Source organism: Klebsiella sp. RHBSTW-00484 (assembly GCF_013705725.1).
Taxonomy (GTDB): Bacteria; Pseudomonadota; Gammaproteobacteria; order Enterobacterales; family Enterobacteriaceae; genus Klebsiella.
Genome location: NZ_CP055481.1, coordinates 1,461,784 through 1,478,166, shown reverse-complemented (window position 1 = coordinate 1,478,166; position 16,383 = coordinate 1,461,784). Strand labels below are relative to the sequence as shown.

At 58.6% G+C, this 16,383-nt stretch carries 14 protein-coding genes; 7 read left to right on the top strand and 7 right to left on the bottom strand.

Features of this window, described 5'->3' with window-relative positions; translation table 11 throughout:
- Nucleotides 1-17: 17 nt before the first annotated feature.
- The 4 genes from HV213_RS07110 to hycA form a co-directional block, all read right to left on the bottom strand.
- Complete coding sequence (locus HV213_RS07110) at nt 18-941, bottom strand: respiratory chain complex I subunit 1 family protein (RefSeq protein WP_181485177.1); 924 nt, start codon at nt 939-941, stop codon at nt 18-20.
- Between the two features lie 2 nt (nt 942-943).
- Complete coding sequence (hycC, locus tag HV213_RS07105; RefSeq protein ID WP_181485176.1) at nt 944-2,770, bottom strand: formate hydrogenlyase subunit 3; 1,827 nt, start codon at nt 2,768-2,770, stop codon at nt 944-946.
- Nucleotides 2,767-3,375 (bottom strand): 4Fe-4S dicluster domain-containing protein, encoded by a 609-nt coding sequence (locus HV213_RS07100; protein WP_110275777.1) that lies wholly within the window; start codon nt 3,373-3,375, stop codon nt 2,767-2,769. Before HV213_RS07100 ends, hycC begins: the two co-directional genes overlap by 4 nt.
- 82 nt (nt 3,376-3,457) lie before the next feature.
- Nucleotides 3,458-3,907, bottom strand: a complete 450-nt coding sequence (gene hycA, locus HV213_RS07095; RefSeq protein WP_110275778.1) for a formate hydrogenlyase regulator HycA — start codon at nt 3,905-3,907, stop codon at nt 3,458-3,460.
- 208 nt (nt 3,908-4,115) lie between these two features.
- Here hycA and hypA point away from each other — a divergent pair, with 208 nt between their 5' ends.
- The 7 genes from hypA to HV213_RS07060 all read left to right on the top strand — a co-directional run bounded on the left by hypA (nt 4,116) and on the right by HV213_RS07060 (nt 11,110).
- Nucleotides 4,116-4,466: a hydrogenase maturation nickel metallochaperone HypA gene (gene hypA, locus HV213_RS07090; RefSeq protein ID WP_181485175.1), complete on the top strand. Its 351-nt coding sequence runs from the start codon at nt 4,116-4,118 to the stop codon at nt 4,464-4,466.
- Between the two features lie 3 nt (nt 4,467-4,469).
- Nucleotides 4,470-5,342 (top strand): hydrogenase nickel incorporation protein HypB, encoded by an 873-nt coding sequence (hypB, locus tag HV213_RS07085; protein ID WP_181485174.1) that lies wholly within the window; start codon nt 4,470-4,472, stop codon nt 5,340-5,342.
- Entirely contained in the window at nt 5,333-5,605 is a 273-nt protein-coding gene (locus tag HV213_RS07080; RefSeq protein WP_181485173.1) for a HypC/HybG/HupF family hydrogenase formation chaperone, read from the top strand. Before hypB ends, HV213_RS07080 begins: the two co-directional genes overlap by 10 nt.
- Nucleotides 5,606-6,727 carry a hydrogenase formation protein HypD gene (gene hypD / locus HV213_RS07075; protein ID WP_181485172.1) on the top strand — a complete coding sequence of 374 codons (1,122 nt, stop codon included), beginning with the start codon at nt 5,606-5,608 and terminating at the stop codon, nt 6,725-6,727.
- Entirely contained in the window at nt 6,724-7,734 is a 1,011-nt protein-coding gene (hypE, locus tag HV213_RS07070) for a hydrogenase expression/formation protein HypE (protein ID WP_181485171.1), read from the top strand. The genes hypD and hypE overlap by 4 nt, the downstream gene beginning before the upstream one ends.
- A gap of 241 nt (nt 7,735-7,975) precedes the next feature.
- Nucleotides 7,976-10,048 (top strand): formate hydrogenlyase transcriptional activator FlhA, encoded by a 2,073-nt coding sequence (gene flhA / locus HV213_RS07065; RefSeq protein WP_181485170.1) that lies wholly within the window; start codon nt 7,976-7,978, stop codon nt 10,046-10,048.
- Nucleotides 10,049-10,162: 114 nt separating this feature from the next.
- On the top strand, nt 10,163-11,110 hold the full coding sequence (locus HV213_RS07060) for an alpha/beta hydrolase (RefSeq protein WP_181485169.1): 948 nt from the start codon (nt 10,163-10,165) through the stop codon (nt 11,108-11,110).
- A 212-nt stretch (nt 11,111-11,322) separates the two neighbouring features.
- Here HV213_RS07060 and HV213_RS07055 read toward each other — a convergent pair whose 3' ends face one another.
- Genes HV213_RS07055 through HV213_RS07045 form a run of 3 tightly spaced genes read right to left on the bottom strand, consistent with a single transcriptional unit; the run spans nt 11,323 to nt 16,323 of the window.
- Nucleotides 11,323-12,723 carry a glycoside hydrolase family 1 protein gene (locus HV213_RS07055; RefSeq protein ID WP_181485168.1) on the bottom strand — a complete coding sequence of 467 codons (1,401 nt, stop codon included), beginning with the start codon at nt 12,721-12,723 and terminating at the stop codon, nt 11,323-11,325.
- A gap of 54 nt (nt 12,724-12,777) precedes the next feature.
- Nucleotides 12,778-14,970, bottom strand: a complete 2,193-nt coding sequence (locus HV213_RS07050; RefSeq protein ID WP_181486349.1) for a CBM35 domain-containing protein — start codon at nt 14,968-14,970, stop codon at nt 12,778-12,780.
- A 15-nt stretch (nt 14,971-14,985) separates the two neighbouring features.
- Nucleotides 14,986-16,323 carry a maltoporin gene (locus tag HV213_RS07045; RefSeq protein ID WP_181485167.1) on the bottom strand — a complete coding sequence of 446 codons (1,338 nt, stop codon included), beginning with the start codon at nt 16,321-16,323 and terminating at the stop codon, nt 14,986-14,988.
- Nucleotides 16,324-16,383: the final 60 nt, after the last annotated feature.

Genomic DNA, 16,383 nt, shown 5'->3' with positions numbered 1-16,383 from the left:
GCTCAAACTCTCTTAAATCACGCCACCAGCAAGGAGACGAAGGCTAAAAAGGCTAAACCGAACCCGGTCCAGGTAATGCGCCCGGTGATATCCAGGCGCAGACGCGCCATGCTGTTTTCGAACAGGGCGATAATCAGTACGCCACCCACCAGCTTGACGACGGCAACCACCAACGCCAGCAGCAGACCGCCGACGCTAAAACTGGTCATCTGCCCCCACGGGATAAACACGCCGACAAACATCTGCAACACCACCAGCTGTTTAAGGCTGATGCCCCACTTCAGCACGCCGAAGCCGCTTCCGCTGTATTCTGAGAGCGGACCTTCCTGGAGCTCCTGCTCCGCTTCCGCCAGGTCGAACGGCAGCTTGCCCATTTCGATAAAGGTGGCGAAGGCGCAGGCGCACAGCGCCAGAATCAGCGGAATGCTGCGCGCGGCAGGCCAGTGGTAAATGGTGTCGGTGATGCTGCTGATATGGGTAGAACCCGCAACCTGCGCCGCAACCCACAGGCCGAGCAAAAGAATCGGCTCCACCAGCACGCCGAGCATCGCTTCGCGGCTGGCTCCGATAGCGGTAAACGGGCTGCCGGTATCCAGGCCGGAAATGGCAAAGAAGAAGCGGGCGATAGCGAACAGGTAGATCAGGGTAATCAGGTCACCCAACCCCGTCATTGGCGAGTCAACGGTGACCACCGGCAGCGCGGTGGCGATGGTCAGCATCACGCCGACCATCACGTACGGCGTCAGGCGGAACACCCAGCCGGAGGCATCAGGGCCAATACTCTGACGGCCCAGCAGTTTGATGATGTCGCGATACTCCTGCAACACGCCGGGACCACGGCGGTTATGCAGACGCGCACGCGCAACGCGAGTGATCCCGGACAACAGCGGCGCGGCGGCAAACAACACCAGCGCCTGCAACAATGCAATTAATACGCTCATTCTCAGGCTCCTCGCGAAATCACAATCACCACCAGTACCGCCAGCTCAACCAGCGCCACGCCGCGAAACAGCGCGGGCGCAGAGGCGCTCTGCCAGCCGGGGACCAGGCGCACCGGATTCAGCCAGTGGCGCAGCTTCAGCATCGGCGCAAAGGCTTCTTTCACCGGCATGGCGAAACCGTGGGCGGTGATGACCATTGATTTTTCATGGTCGTAGCCACAGACCCAGGCCGCGCCGCGAGAGCGCGCTGGCAGGCGGTCGCCTTTGAAGAAGATCATCAGCAGCAGCGGCAGCAGCGGGCAGGCAATCAGCAGGATGGCGATCAGCGGCTGGGAGACAACGCTGGAAACTTCCGCCTGAACCGGGAACGCCCCGCTCACCAGCGGCAGCAGCCACGGCGCTGCAACCCCGCCAATCACGCAGCAAACGGCAGAAAGCACCACGCTAAAGGTCATCAGCCACGGCGCGCAGGTGGCATTTTCCGCCTCTTTACTGCGCGGTGCGCCAAGGAAGGTGACGCCGTAGACTTTCGCCATACACATCACTGCCAGCGCGCCGGTGATCGCCAGGCCCACCGCCAGCAGCGGCCCCAGCAGACGACCAATAAAGGCATCGCCGGTACTTAGCTTGAAGAAGGATTGATAGATAACCCACTCCCCGGCAAAACCGTTCAGCGGCGGCAGCGCGGCCATCGCCATCAGCCCCACCAGCATGGAGAGCGAAATCAGCGGCATTCTCTTACCTATTCCGCCGAGCTTCTCGATATCGCGATGACCGGTGCGGAACCACACCGCCCCCGCGCCGAGAAACAGCGTGGTTTTAAACAGGCTATGGTTGATCAGGTGATACATGCCGCCGATAAATCCCAGCACCATCAGGGTCGGGTTATGGGTAGCGACGCCGGTGACAAACGCCCCGAGGCCGAGCAGAATAATGCCGATATTTTCCAGGGTGTGGTACGCCAGAAGACGCTGAATGTTGTGCTCCATCAGCGCGTACAATCCGCCGATAAACGCAGTGATCATCCCCAGCACCAGCAGCATCACGCCCCACCACAGCGGCGGTACGCTCCCGGCCAGCGACACCGTCAGGATGCCGTAGAGACCAACCTTCATCACCACCGTCGAGAACAGCGCGGCAGCCGGAGCACTCGCGCCCGCGTGGGCCTGCGGTGCCCAGCCGTGCAGCGGGATAACCCCGGCCAGCAGCGCAAAACCGACCAGCCCCGGCAGCCACAACAGCGCGTTTTGCGGCGCAGCCATCGCCAGTTGGGTAATCTGTGCCAGTTCAAGCGTGCCGTAGAACGACCACACCAGCCAGCAGCTCCACGCCATCAGCAGCGTGCCGAGACGTCCCAGCGCAAACCACAGCTTGCCGGACTGCGCGCAGCCGGTAAGAAAGGCGGCGCAGAGCGCCATAATCTCCGCCATCACCACCAGCGCGCCGAAGTTCGTCACCACCACCGCGCAGGTTGCAGCGGCCAGCAACAGGTTCACCAGCAGGCCGTTCGCTTTGACCTGCGGATGGCGATGCCAGGAGATATTGAACAGTGAAATCGACAGCGCCGACAGGCCAATCGCCAGCAGCCACAGCGCGTTAACGCCGCCAACCCGTATGGTCAGATGCAGCATCTGCAACATGCCACCGCTTACTCGCTCCGGCATCAGCAGCGCCGTTCCGCCCGCCAGCACCAGCATCGCGCTGGCTACCGCCCCGCCAATCCCGGCAATCGCCCCGCTCAGCGGTTTACGCATGGTGAACAGAAATGCCAGTACCGCGCTGGCGGCGTACCAGGTCACCGCCTGATTCACTAATGAAATCACACTCATTTCACGTCCCCTTGTTGCGCCTGAAACAGCGACAGATCGCCGAGGTCGGTATTAAAAGTCAGCTGTCGCTTACGCTTGCTGGCCTGGGCGATATCACGGATATCCACCAGCAGCAGCGCTTTTGTCGGGCAGGTACGCACGCACGCCGGCCCCTGTTCGTCGAAATAACACAGGTCGCATTTGACGGCGATAGCGCGCACGCCGGGTACCCAGTCGAGCAGTGAACTGACGCGGGCCGGAGCCGGTGGCGCAGCGGGTGCCAGCGGCGTATTGGCGTTGGCCGGAATATCCAGCGGACGGCTGCCGGAAAACTCAATCGCGCCGAACGGACAGGCGATGCCGCACAATTTGCAGCTTACGCACAGGCTCTCGTTGAGCTGCACCGCGCCATCGACGCGATTAATCGCATTAACCGGGCAGACGGCGGCGCAGGGGGCGTCTTCGCAGTGGTGGCACATCTGCGGCGCGGATTCTTTTTCATTGCGCATTAATTGCAGCCGGGGCATGGATTGCAGGCCCTGCTGGCGGTGAGTCTCAGCGCAGGCGGCTTCGCAGGTGCGACAGCCGATACAGACGGTGGAGTCAGCAATTACAAAACGGTTCACCGGGTCATCCTCGGGTGAAAGTCATTTTTGACGAAAACAGGTTGCGCAGGTGTCAGCTTCGACACTTGTCGACACCTGACGATTAACGGGCCTGCGTCAGGTGGTTTAAATCCACCGGCAGGCCTTGTTCCATAGCTTCATACAGGCGGTCGTATACGGTGGCGATGGCCGCCAGATAGTGCTCGAGAACCTGCTCGCGGTCGCGGTTGCTAATACGGCCATCAATGGTGCCGTCTGAACCCAGCGTTGCCTGTGCAATCAAGCGCTTATCGTCACCGGTTTTGGTTTCGACGTAATATTCGATGGTGTGGCTGTTAAAGCCTTCCGCCAGCGCGACGTAGACCTGAAAATGGCCAAACAGGACGAAGCACAGCTCTTTGTCCGGCGCACAGCTCATGGCGTGATGCAGACGCGCTTTCGACAGCGTTATCCCCTGAACCAGCGAGTTGCAGTAGGTGTGCCACTGCTCCTGATGCTGGCGGTGACGATCGGCGATGTAGTCCGCCTTTTCACTTAATTCCCAAATAGTCATCCCGGCTCCCCCGTTGTATGAGATGCACCGTTTAAGCATTTTCCGTGCCATATTTTAATTTATTGATATTTAACGAATTTAATATAAACAAACCGTTAAAATGACATGTCGATGACGATGTCAGACGGCTGTCATCGACATTTATCCGACATTAGCTATGACCTGGCATCGTTATTGCATCTATGGGCCATCGCGATACGGAGGCACCATGCACGAAATCACTCTTAGCCAGCGGGCGCTGGAAATTATCGAACAGCAGGCGCAGCAGGCCGGCGCGCGTCGGGTCACCGGCGTGTGGTTGAAGGTGGGAGCGTTTTCCTGCGTGGAAGCCAGTGCGTTGACCTTCTGCTTTGAACTGGTGTGCCGCGGCACGCTGGCGGAAGGCTGCAAACTGCATATCGCCGAACAACAGGCTGAATGCTGGTGTGAAACCTGCCAGCAGTACGTGCACCTTATCTCACAGCACGTGCGCCGCTGCCCGCAGTGTCAGAGCGACCAGTTACAGATCGTGGCGGACGATGGCTTACAGATTCAGCGAATAGAAGTAGATCAGGAGTAAATTATGTGTACAACCTGCGGCTGCGGTGAAGGCAACCTTTATATAGAAGGCGACGAACATAACCCACACTCGGCGTTTCGCAGCGCCCCCTTCGCGCCTGCCCCGCGCCCGATGATGAACATTACCGGCGTCAAAACCGATAACTTCGCCCCCACCCGCTCGGATGCTGGCGACCTGCACTACGGTCACGGCGAAGCGGGAACCCACGCGCCGGGCCAGAGCCAGCGGCGGATGTTAGAAGTCGAAATCGACGTGCTGGATAAAAACAACCGTCTGGCCGCCCGCAACCGCGCGCGCTTCACCGCCAAAGGCCAGCTGGTACTCAACCTGGTCTCCAGCCCCGGCTCCGGCAAAACCACCCTGTTAACCGAAACCCTGCTGCGGCTGAAAGAGAAAACTGCCTGCGCGGTGATCGAAGGCGATCAGCAGACGGTGAACGATGCCGCGCGCATTCGCGCCACCGGTACCCCGGCGATTCAGGTCAACACCGGTAAGGGTTGCCACCTTGACGCGCAGATGATTGCCGACGCCGCCCCGCGCCTGCCGCTTGCCGACAACGGCATTCTGTTTATTGAAAACGTCGGCAACCTGGTGTGCCCGGCAAGCTTCGACCTCGGCGAACGCCATAAAGTGGCGGTGCTGTCGGTGACCGAAGGCGAAGACAAACCACTGAAGTACCCGCACATGTTCGCCGCCGCCAGCCTGATGCTACTCAACAAAGTTGACCTGCTGCCGTATCTCAACTTTGACGTTGAACAGTGCCTCGCCTGCGCCCGCGAGGTGAACCCGAATATTGAAATCATCCTGCTTTCCGCCACCAGTGGCGAAGGCATGGACCAGTGGCTTAACTGGCTGGAGGCGCAGCAATGTGCATAGGCATTCCGGGACAAATCTGCGCTATTGACGGCAATCTGGCGAAGGTTGAAGTGTGCGGTATTCAGCGCGAAGTCGATCTCACCTTAGTCGGCGCGGTTGACGACCAGGGCCAGCCGCGCCTGGGCCAGTGGGTGCTGGTGCACGTCGGCTTCGCCATGAGCATCATTAATGAAGCGGAAGCCCGCGACACCCTGGAAGCGCTGCAAAATATGTTTGAAGTGGAGCCGGACGTCGGCGCGCTGCTGTACGGCGAGGAGCGGTAAATGCGTTTTGTTGATGAATACCGCGCCCCGGAACAGGTGATGCAGCTGGTGGAACATCTCCAGCAGCGCGCGCACCTGCTGCCGCATACCGCCGAACGTCCGCTGCGCATAATGGAAGTGTGCGGCGGCCATACTCACGCCATTTTTAAGTTTGGCCTCGACCAGCTGCTGCCGGAAAACATCGAGTTTATTCACGGCCCCGGCTGCCCGGTGTGCGTACTGCCGATGGGGCGCATCGACGCCTGCATCGATATCGCCAGCCGCCCGGGGGTGATTTTCTGTACCTTCGGCGACGCCATGCGCGTGCCGGGAAAAAACGGTTCGCTGCTGCAGGCAAAATCGCGCGGGGCCGATGTGCGCATTGTCTATTCACCAATGGACGCCCTGAAGCTGGCGCAGCAGAACCCTGAGCGTGAAGTGGTATTCTTCGGTCTCGGCTTCGAAACCACCATGCCCGCCACCGCCCTGACCTTGCGTCAGGCCCGCGAGCGCGGCGTATCAAACTTCTACTTTTTCTGCCAGCACATCACCCTGCTGCCGACCCTGCGCAGCCTGCTCGATCAGCCGGATAACGGGATCGACGCCTTTCTCGCCCCCGGTCACGTCAGCATGGTGATTGGTACCGAAGCCTACGGATTTATCGCCAGCGACTATCATCGTCCATTAGTGGTGGCAGGATTCGAACCGCTTGATCTACTGCAAGGCGCAGTGATGCTGGTTGAGCAGACAATAGCGCGGCACAGCGAGGTGGAAAACCAGTACCGCCGGGTGGTGCCTGATGAAGGCAACCCGCTGGCGCAGTCAGCCATCGCCGACGTTTTCTGCCTCAGCGGCGACAGCGAGTGGCGCGGTCTGGGGGTGATTAGCGATTCCGGCGTGCATCTGACGCTCGCTTATCAACACTTTGACGCCGAGGCGCATTTCCGTCCGGCACCGCAGCGCGTTTGCGACGATCCGCGCGCCCGCTGCGGCGAGGTGCTGACCGGTCGTTGTAAACCTCATCAGTGCCCGCTGTTCGGCAATACCTGCAACCCGCAAAGCGCGTTCGGCGCGCTGATGGTCTCATCGGAAGGCGCTTGCGCCGCCTGGTATCAATATCGCAGTCAGGAAATCGAAGCATGAAAAGCGTCCAGTTAGCCCACGGTAGCGGCGGTCAGGCGATGCAACAGCTGATCGCCTCCCTGTTTATGCAAGCTTTCGCCAATCCCTGGCTGGCGGAGCAGGAGGATCAGGCGCGTCTCGATCTCGCTCAGCTTACCGCTCAGGGCGACAGACTCGCTTTCTCCACCGATAGCTACGTCATCGATCCGCTGTTTTTCCCCGGCGGCAATATCGGCAAGCTGGCGGTCTGCGGCACCGCCAACGATGTAGCGGTGAGCGGTGCGATCCCACGCTACCTCTCCTGTGGATTTATTCTTGAAGAGGGGCTGGAGATGGCCACTCTCGAAGCGGTGGTGAGCAGCATGGCGCAGACCGCGCGGGAAGCGGGTATCGCCATTGTCACTGGCGATACCAAAGTGGTGCCGCGCGGTGCGGCGGATAAGCTGTTTATTAATACCGCCGGGATCGGCGTCATCCCCACCGATATTCGCTGGGGTGTGCAACAGATTAGCGCCGGCGATGTCCTGCTGGTCAGCGGTACGCTTGGCGATCATGGCGCGACGATTCTCAACCTGCGCGAGCAGATGGGGCTGGACGGCGCGCTGTCCAGCGACTGCGCGGTGCTGACGCCCTTAATTCAGCCCCTGCGCGACGTCGCTGGCGTCAAAGCACTGCGCGATGCGACCCGCGGCGGAGTAAACGCGGTGGCCCATGAGTTCGCCGCCGCCAGCGGCTGCGGGATTGAGCTGCACGAACAAAAGCTGCCGGTGAACGATACCGTGCGCGGGGTGTGCGAGCTGCTCGGGCTGGACGCGCTAAATTTTGCCAATGAAGGTAAGCTGGTGATTGTCGTCGCCCGCGAGGCGGCGGAAAGCGTACTTGCGCATTTACGGTCTCACCCATTAGGGCGAGATGCGGCGATAATTGGCGACGTTGTTGAGCGCCGGGGAGTGCGATCCATTGGCCTGTACGGCGTGAAGCGCACGCTCGATCTTCCCCACGCCGAGCCGCTGCCAAGAATTTGTTAATAGTGCGGGATCCCGGATTGCGGCTAACGCCTTATCCGGGCTACAAAACTGCGCACACCTGTAGCCCGGCTAAGCGCAGCGCGAGCCGGGAAAGCGACAGGACGACAGCATCATTATCCAGCCCAAATCATCGGGCACCCACGGATGGGTTAACGGCGGCAACAACCGCTTTATTAACATACTATTATTTGTGTCATCACTTTCTTCTGCGCCGCGTTGTGGTGCTTTTTGGACTTAAGCAATGTCGTATACACCGATGGGCGATCTTGGGCAGCAGGGTCTGTTCGATATCACCCGTATTTTATTACAGCAGCCGGACCTGGCCGCGCTGAGCGAAACGCTGACCCGCCTGGTGCAGCAGTCTGCGCTCGCCGACCGGGCAGCAATTATTCTGTGGCAAGCGGGTAACCATCGCGCAGTCCGCCACGCCTGCGATGACACAGGCCATCCGGTCAGTTACGAAGATGAGACCGTCCTCGCTAACGGCCCGGTACGACGCCTGCTGTCGCGCCCGGACGCGCTGCATTGCGATAGCACCACTTTCGCCGAAACCTGGCCACAGCTCGCCAAAAGCGGACTCTATCCCGCTTTTGGCTACTACTGCCTTCTGCCGCTGGCGGCAGAAGGCCGCATCTTCGGCGGCTGCGAGTTTATTCGCGACGACAACCGTCCGTGGACAGAAAAAGAGTACCAGCGGCTGCATACCTTTACGCAAATCATCGCCGTGGTGACCGAGCAGATCCAAAGCCGGGTCAGCAATAACGTTGACTACGACCTGCTGTGCCACGAGCGCGATAATTTCCGTATTCTGGTGGCGATCACCAACGCCGTACTCTCGCGGCTGGATATCGACGAGCTGGTCAGCGAAGTGGCAAAAGAGATCCACCGCTACTTCCGCATTGACGCCATCAGCGTGGTGCTGCGCAGCAACCGCAAGGGCAAGCTCAATATCTATTCCACCCACTATCTCGACGCCAGCCATCCGGTGCACGATCAAAGCGAAGTGGACGAGGCCGGCACCCTGACCGAGCGGGTGTTCAAAAGCAAAGAGATGCTGCTGCTTAACCTGCATGAGCACGACCCGCTGGCGCCGTACGAAAAAATGCTCTTCGAGATGTGGGATAACAAAATTCAGACCCTGTGCCTGCTGCCGTTGATGTCCGGCAATACCCTGCTTGGCGTGCTGAAGCTGGCGCAGTGCGATGAAAAGGTTTTCACCACCACCAACCTTAAGCTGCTGCGGCAAATCGCCGAGCGCGTGTCGATTGCAGTCGATAATGCCCTCGCCTATCGCGAAATTCAGCGTCTGAAGGAGCGACTGGTCGATGAAAACCTCGCGCTGACCGAACAGCTCAATAACGTTGAAAGCGAGTTTGGCGAAATCATCGGACGCAGCGAAGCGATGAACAGCGTGCTCAAGCAGGTCGAAATGGTGGCGCACAGCGACAGCACGGTGCTGATCCTCGGCGAAACCGGCACCGGAAAAGAACTGATTGCCCGCGCCATTCATAACCTGAGCGGGCGCAACGGTCGCCGGATGGTCAAAATGAACTGCGCAGCCATGCCCGCCGGACTGCTGGAAAGTGACCTCTTTGGTCACGAACGCGGAGCCTTTACCGGCGCCAGCGCCCAGCGCATCGGCCGCTTCGAACTCGCGGATAAAAGCTCGCTGTTCCTTGATGAAGTGGGCGATATGCCGGTGGAGCTTCAGCCGAAGCTGCTGCGCGTGTTGCAGGAGCAGGAGTTCGAGCGCCTCGGCAGCAATAAGTTGATTCACACCGACGTGCGGCTGATCGCCGCGACCAACCGCGATCTTAAGCAGATGGTCGCCGATCGCGAATTCCGTAGCGATCTCTACTACCGCCTGAACGTCTTCCCGATCCACCTGCCGCCGCTGCGCGAGCGCCCGGACGATATCCCGCTGCTGGTAAAAGCTTTCACCTTTAAAATCGCCCGTCGTCTGGGACGCAATATCGACAGCATTCCGGCAGAAACCCTGCGCACCCTCAGCCGCATGGAGTGGCCGGGAAACGTGCGCGAACTGGAGAACGTGATTGAGCGTGCGGTGCTGCTGACCCGCGGCAGCGTGCTGCAACTATCATTACCAGAAATGAGTATCGAGCAGGAGCCGCTGGCGGCAGAAGTACTGCCGGAAGACGGCGAAGATGAATACCAGCTGATTATTCGGGTACTGAAAGAGAGCAACGGTGTGGTCGCCGGACCGAAAGGCGCGGCTCAGCGCCTGGGGCTAAAGCGCACAACATTGCTTTCAAGAATGAAACGGCTGGGCATCAACAAAGACGATCTGCTATAACCATTTCCAAAATGCTGTTTCATTTCGATTTAAATGAAACAGCGTTCTGTGAGACAACTCGCGTTACCCGCCGCTAATCAATGATAAATAAGCTTTTTCCTCATGGAGATGCTTATGACGCGTTTACCTCTGGCGGCGACTATCACTCTGCTTTTATCTTCTCAGGTCGCCTTCGCGGCTCTGCCCACTTTTTCTGTCTGGCCCGGCGGTGAAGCGCCCGGGGCGAAAAACAGCCCTGCAAGCGAGTCACTTGTGGAGCGTAGCAAAGACCCCTCTTTGCCCGACCGTGCGGTAACCGGTATTCGCGCCCCACAAATCACCGTTTATACGCCGGAGAAACCCAACGGTATTGCGCTGCTGGTGACGCCGGGCGGTTCTTATCAACGGGTGGTGCTGGATAAAGAGGGCAGCGATCTCGCCCCGGTATTTAACGCGCAGGGCTATACCCTGTTTGTGATGACCTACCGGATGCCGGGGGATGGTCATGCGGAAGGCAGCGATGCGCCGCTTGCCGATGCGCAGCGTGCGCTACGTAGCCTGCGGGCGCGTGCCGCTGAGTGGCATATTGACCCACAGAAAATCGGCATCATGGGTTTTTCTGCCGGGGGGCATGTGGCCGCCAGCCTGGAGACCCGCTACGATGAGCAGGTTTACAGCGCTGTGGATACTATCGACCAGCAGAGCGCGCGACCAGACTTTGTGGTACTCGGCTATCCGGTGATTTCTATGGATCCGGCAATCGCCCACCCCGGTTCGCGTAAAGCGCTGATTGGCGATGCGCCAACGGCGGAGCAGCAGCGTCGTTATTCACCGGAGCAAAACGTGGCTTCCGTGACGCCGCCAACCTTTATTCTGCACGCGGTAGACGATCCTTCGGTACCGGTGGATAACGCGCTGGTGATGTTCAACGCTCTGCGCGCTCATAACGTGCCGACGGAGCTGCATCTGTTCGCTGAGGGCAAGCACGGGTTTGGGATTCGTGGAGCTAAAGGCCTGCCCGCTGCCGAATGGCCGCAGCTGGCAATGAACTGGATTGCCTCGCTGCCGGAGATGAAAAAGTAGTGCCAGCGAAGAGGGGGGTGAAATGTGCGCACTAATGCCCTCACCCCGGCCCTCTCCCACAGGGAGAGGGAGAAAACCCGCCCGAGCCGGGACTGCACGATGATGCGTGTGATGCAATGAAACAGCGCAGAGGAACGATCCCCTCGCCCCTTTGGGGAGAGGGTTAGGGTGAGGGGAAATGCGCCCCCCCTTACCCGGGGGATTTTGCGAAGCTATTTATCAGAACTGAAGCCGTTGCTGGCCGCCAGTTCGGCAAACCACAGCGTGTTGCGTTTTATCTGCCGCTCTCCGGTTTGCAGGTTGAGCCGCCAGAAACCATAGCGCCGCTTGAACGAGTTAATCCACGACCAGTTATCGATAAAGGTCCACTGGTGCACGCCAAAGCAGTTGGCACCGTCGGCAATGGCGCGATGCAGCTGCACTAGATGCTCCTCCATCAGGCTGATACGGAACGAATCATCAATCACTCCGTCTTCACCCGGCTCGCCTTCCGACTCAATATCCATCGCGATACCAATCTCGGCGAGGAACCACTTTATATTGCCGTAGTTATCGCGAATATTGGCGGCAATGTCGTAAATCGCCTGCGGCAGAATTTCATTATTATCGCGATACGGGTTAAAGCGCCCTTCTGGATTCACGTAGTTTTCGAAGTAAAACTCCGGCGTGAAATAGTCCAGCGCATAGTCGCTTTCGCGCGCCTTCACCCGCCGCGGCACGTAGTAGTTGACGCCGAGAAAATCGACGTGCGAGCTGGAAATGAGCTCAACATCGGCTTTCGTCACCACCGGCAGGCAATCGTGAACGACCAGAATTTCGCACAGCTCTTTCGGGAACTGATGCTTCACCAGCGGGTCGAGGAAGCTGCGGTTAAAAAACAGATCCGCATACCACGCCGCCTTTTTGTCCTCCGCGCTGTCGTTGCGGGTATAGGACGGCGTCAGGTTCAGCACCACGCCAATCTCGCTTTTCAGCGCCAATGTGCGAAACTCGCGGACCGCTTTGGCGTGGGCCAGCATAATGTTGAAAGCCACCTGCGCCGCCAGCTTGCCGTCTTTTTTACACGGATAGTGGAAGTCATACAGATAGCCGCCCTCAACCGGCACAATCGGCTCGTTGAAGGTAATCCAGTATTTAACCTTGTGGCCAAATAGCTCAAAAGCGGTGCGGGCGAAACGAGCGAAAAGATCCGTCACATGCGCCGACTCAAAGCCGCCGTACTGCTTTTGCAGGACTTCCGGCATGTCGAAATGATAGAGGTTGATCATCGGCTCAATGCCGTTTTCAATCATTTCATCCAGGTAATCGTTATAGAAACGCACCGCGTCCGCATTGGGCGCGCCGGTTTCGAAGTCGTCAATGAGCCGCGACCATTGAATCGATGTCCGAAAGGAGTTGAAGCCGGTCTGCTTCATCAACGCCACGTCCTGCGGATATTGATGATAAGTGTCGCAGACGGTTTGCGGCCCAATCTGCTGATAAAAACGCTCCGGCTGCTCGGCAAACCAGCTATCCCAAATCGAACGGTGCGGCTTGTTGCTTATGCCCTCCGTTTGCGGGCCTGATGCCGCCGCGCCCCAAAAAAAGCCTTCCGGAAACTGATACCGGGTCATAACGCCTCCTGTAAGTTAAAAAAGGCTGCACCCAACGAGCGCAGCCAATAAGCACTACTCTGCAACCACTTCAATTGACTTGATAAACATATAGCCCCAGTCACCGGCGAATTTACCGAAGTCGACACGGTTATCACCGGCCTTCAGCTCAACGGGCACCAGCAGCTGCTGGCCCTGCTCATCGGTCTGCGGGAATTCCACCGCGATTGGCGCACCGCCGTTAACGATAAACGAGTTTTTCTTACCACCCCATTTGCCGTTGAACGTCACCCGCAGCTGATACTTTCCAGCCCACGGCGCCGCAACCTGCCAGCTCACCTTATCGCCATCGTTGGCGAACGGTCCGAGGAAGCCATCGTCGCCCAACGTCAGCGCATCTTTCTCGCTTTTAGCCGCCTCAATCTTGCCCTGGATAACGTTAAACACCCCACCGCCAAAGCGGCAGTAATCGGCAGGCGCTTTACCAACGGCTTGCGTCACCGTCACCTTAACGGTTTTGCTGCTTTTCAGCAGGCCGTCATCGGCTGTAAAGGTCAGGTCATATTCACCGGGCGCGCTAAACCAGGCGCGGGTTTCGGCTTTATCCGTGGCACAAAAATGGGCCTGCGCGTTGCTGCCGTTGCTCCAGCCCACCTTCACGTTACGGTCCGGTAACGCATCATCGCGCCAGCTCGCGGTTAATTGCACGCCCTGATCCTGAGTCGTGGTGAGCTTATCGACCAGCGTTACCACCGGAGCCTGATTCTGCTGGGTGTGCTTGACGCTAATCACGTTCGAAGGCACCGAACTACCGCTCTCGTTTTTGGCGATGGCGCGGTAATAATACGTATTCCCCAGTTGCAGACTGCGATAGTCATCGCGGAACAGATCCATCGTCAGCGGATTCCACTCGTTAACGCCATCGGAAATATCGCGCCCCACCACTTTCCACGGCCCTTTTGCCGAATCAGCGCGCTCCACGTCATAAGTGCGTCCTACCGCCGCCCCCAGCCAGTTGATGGCAAACGGCGAATCCGTCGCCCGCAGTTTCGGCGCGTCCGGCTTCAGCAGCGGCGGCGCTTTCTCCTGCCCGCTCATCTGCGCCGCCGCGGTCCGCACCAGGTCGACCACGTCTATTTCCTGGTTGGCTTTACCCTCTACCGGGAAGCCCGGCAAGTGGTAGCTGTAGTGACCAGTGGACTCTTTATGCCAGTAGAACCCCCCCTCGTGACGATGGCCACGGAAGCCCCAAATCAGTCCGCCTGCCGCCTGCGCGCCGTTGACGTCGCTATGCACGATCGACTGCATAATGGCGTTGAGCTGCTGCGCGTCCAGCAGGCCAAATTCGCCCACCATGTACACTTTCTTGCCCGCAGTCGCCGTCAGATCTTTTTTCACCTGATCGGGATGGTTGTTGTCGGCATTGGTGTAGTAGTGGTTGCTGACGATATCGACGTTCGGATCGTTAAGCGCAAACGCATTAATTTTCTTGTAGGTGCCGTCAATCACCAGCTGATGCGGCGCCCACTTTTTGATCCACGCGGCGGTCTGCTGGAGGAATGCGGCATTGGTGTCCTCCAGCTCGTTGCCGGTCTCCCAGGCCATAATCGCTTTTTCGTCATAATACGGGCGACCGGTCACGCTGTTGGTGCGGGTGATCACCTGGCGAATCACGTCAAGATAGGCCTTGAAGGTTTTGCTGTCGGTCCGATAAAAATCCTCCGGCTTTTCATGATAGAACGCCGCCAGCTGCTCGCGGCCACCCCACCACCACCAGTGATCGATAAACGGCAGGATCAGGCGCAGTCCCTGTTTGTCCGCCTCGGCGATCATATTGTCGTAAACCCGCATCGCCTTTTCGTTGAGGCGCGGCATGCCGTCGGCGCTTTCCGGAGCCAAGATATGGGTTTCGCGACCGCAGGCCTGGTCAAACTCCTGCTGCACCGAGAGCACATACACTCGCTGCGCTTTGGCTCCGGTTTGCACCTGCGCCTTAATCCAGTTTTCCTGTTCGTCCGCCGTCGGCCAGCGAAAATATTGCCCCCAGCCGCGCGAGTCGGCTTTGCAGGTACCGCGCGCATCGTCTTCAATACGGTGCAGCTCCGGCGCGTGGATACCCGCAAAGCGGAAGACCTTGTCGCCGTCTTTTAGCGTTGCGCCGTCGCGGGTAATAAAGTGTTCAAAGTGCGACTGCTCTGCGGCCATCGCCCCTGCGCTTCCCAGCGCCGAAAGCAGCGCCACGAGCATTAATTTTTTTACCGGCTTGATCATCGTTATCTCTCCTTAGAACCAGACTTCAGCCTGCACGCCAAAGTTCAGCGTGTCGGTGTCGCCGCTGCGCGAGTAGCCACCTGCGGAAATGGTGTTAGTGCTCCAGTCGTAGTTGCCGTCCAGCGCGTCAGACACCCCTTTATCCCATTTGGCGTAGGTGACGAAGAAGCGCAGCTGTGGGCGGGTCCAGAAGCCGGAGTCAAAGGTCAGGGTCGGCGCGATGGTCACTTTGGTCAGACCGCCTTTGCCTTTGCCGTCCACACCTTTGTAGTTTTTGTCGTCGAGATATTCGTAGCCCAGCTCATACTGCATGGCGAAGTTTTTGGTGATCTGCTGGTACGGACGGATCCCGGCCACCCAGCTGGAGCGTCCCCAGCCGTCGGCATCTTCCGTCCACCAGCGGTAGTTCTTGTCTTTCTGGTAATAAGCGAAAGTCGATATTTCCCAGTCGCCCAGGGAAGCCATGTTGTCCAGCACCACGCGCCAGGACTGGGTGTCTTCGAGGTTAGCCCAACCCCAGCCGTTTTTACCCAGCGAATCCCCTGCCGCCAGGCCGCGCCCGTACTGGAAGACCACGCGAGAGTAGCCGCCGGTCAGGCCGTAAAAACTGTCAAAGTTGTAGACCCCGGTCACGCCGTAGCCCTTTTCCGCCGAGGTCGGGTGCTTCTCATTGCGGTTCATATGGTGACCAATCAGCTCCAGATCGAAGCCCGTGCCACCAATCTTTTTCAGCCACAGGTTGAGCGAGTAGTCATCCGGATAGCCCTGATCGCCTTTATCAACGGGATAAGCTTTGGTTTCGTCGGTTGGCGAGAAGGCGTAAACCCCGGCGTCGAAGCGGGCGAAGCCGAGATCCATGTTATCGAAGCCGCCGCCGGTACCGTTGTACTGAATGTACTCCCAGTCAAACTGGTGGCTGGAGGTGTTGGAACTGCTGTAGCGCTTACCGGCCCAGAAGGTCATTTCCGGGGCGAAGTCGAGGTTCGACAGCTCGGCAAAGCCTTCGCGGAACTGAACATCATGCCCGTCATCATCCTGACAGTTCCAGTCAGAGGTACATTTTGACTGGTGGGTGATGTTGGCTTGAATCTTAGCCACCACGCCGGTATCCGAGGTTAACGTCACCGTCGGGATCAGTTCGATCTTGGTGTCCTCTTCGTTGCCCAAACGCCATTTGCCGTCCGGCATCAGGCCAACGGAGTCGGCGCGGTTGCCATCAGAGTTAGCGAGGATCCCCGAACGGATATAGCCATGGAGCATAAAATCGTATTTCTGCTCGGCGCTCGCGCAGTCGCTCATGACCACGAGGGCGAGTAAAGACAGAGGTATTGAATGATTTAGCCTGATCATTTTTTTTCCTTGGTTATTTTTTATTAACACTGCCTGAGAACGGAAGGAAATTTACGGATC